The following is a 1,322-nucleotide window of genomic DNA, read 5'->3' as shown; positions in this document are numbered from 1 at the left end:
TGAGGTTCCCCCGAGAACTCGGAGGGTTGATTACCTGGCTCCGGTTGGGGACGCCGGGATGATAGATGGCTCGAGTTGATCGGCGTGCCAGGCGGCCTCGTACTCGTCGGGACTGAGCCAGCCGAGCTCTTTCTGGATGCGCTGGGTGTTGTACCAGGCGTCGATGTAGCTGAAGATCGCGTTCTCTGCCTCGTCGCGGGTGCGCCAGGAGTTGCGGTAGACGAGTTCGATCTTCAGCGTGGAGAAGAAGTTCTCCATCAGCGCGTTGTCGTAGGAGTCGCCGACCGAGCCCATCGACGGCAGGATTCCGTTGTCCGCCAGGCGTTGCGCGAAGCGGATCGAGGTGTAGGTCGATCCGCGGTCGCTGTGGTGGATCAGCTGCCCGTCACGGACGTCGCGGGACCAGATCGCGTATTCCAGGGCGCCGAGCACGAGGCTGGTGTCGCAGCGGTCGCTGGTCTTCCAGCCCACGATCCGGTTGGAGAACGCATCCCGGACCGCCGCGAGCCAGAACACGCCCTCGCCGGTGGGGATGCGGGTGGCGTCGGCGACCCACAGCCGGTCCGGGGCCGGTGCGGTGAAGTCCCGGTTGACCAGATCCGGCGCCGGCGCCGCTCGTGCGTCGCGACGAGTTGAGGATGTTCACCACTTCTTGCGCAGGAACGCGCCCTGCAGTTCGTGGCTGCGCATCAGCCGTTCGACTCGCTTGCGCGAGACCTGGATCCCGCGGCGGCGCAGCGTGGCGTGCACCCGTGGACTGCCGTAGGTGCCGCCGGAGGTGGTGTGGATGTCCACGATCTCGGCGACCAGTTCCTCGTCGTCACGCTGCCGCGGCGATGGGTTGGCCTGGCGCTGGACCCAGCCGTAGTAGGTGGAGGAGGCGATACCGAGGACCCGGAGGATGGGCTCGACCCCGAAGCGGCCGCGAAGCTGCTGCACGAGCTTCACGACCGTCGCCGGGTCGGGTCGAGTTCCGACGCGAAAAAAGCGCTCGCGGCCTTGAGGATCTCGTTGGCGCGCTTGAGTTCGGCGTTCTCCCGCCGCAGCCTGCGCAGCTCCTCCGACTCACTGGTCGTGGGCCGGTCGTCCCGCTCGCCGCGGTCGGCCTCGTCCTGCCGGATCCAGTTACGCAGTGCTTCGTGATGCACCCCAAGCTGCTCAGCAAGCCGGCGGATCACCGGCTTGGGATCCGACTCCCGGTACAGCCTGACCGCTCGAGCCCTCAGCTCATCGGGGTACTTCTTCGGTGGTGCCACGGACGACTCCCTTCAGGTCCTATCGGACCATGCTTGAAAGTCTCCGAGCTACCGGGGGAACCTCAC

2 protein-coding genes and 1 pseudogene are annotated in these 1,322 nt (G+C 66.6%); all 3 read right to left on the bottom strand.

What is annotated here, in order from left to right:
* Positions 1–30: 30 nt before the first annotated feature.
* Positions 31–621: pseudogene (locus G7043_RS47440) on the bottom strand (IS3 family transposase); the annotation flags it as partial.
* A 21-nt stretch (positions 622–642) separates the two neighbouring features.
* On the bottom strand, positions 643–939 hold the full coding sequence (locus tag G7043_RS50295) for an IS3 family transposase (RefSeq protein ID WP_166056392.1): 297 nt from the start codon (positions 937–939) through the stop codon (positions 643–645).
* A gap of 5 nt (positions 940–944) precedes the next feature.
* Positions 945–1,256 carry a transposase gene (locus tag G7043_RS47430; protein ID WP_166056390.1) on the bottom strand — a complete coding sequence of 104 codons (312 nt, stop codon included), beginning with the start codon at positions 1,254–1,256 and terminating at the stop codon, positions 945–947.
* Positions 1,257–1,322 lie beyond the last annotated feature (66 nt).

The organism is Lentzea alba (assembly GCF_011067745.1).
In the GTDB taxonomy this organism is placed as follows: domain Bacteria; phylum Actinomycetota; class Actinomycetes; order Mycobacteriales; family Pseudonocardiaceae; genus Lentzea; species Lentzea alba.
The sequence above is the reverse complement of the archived record's forward strand: the minus strand, read 5'-3'. Positions and strand labels throughout refer to the sequence as shown.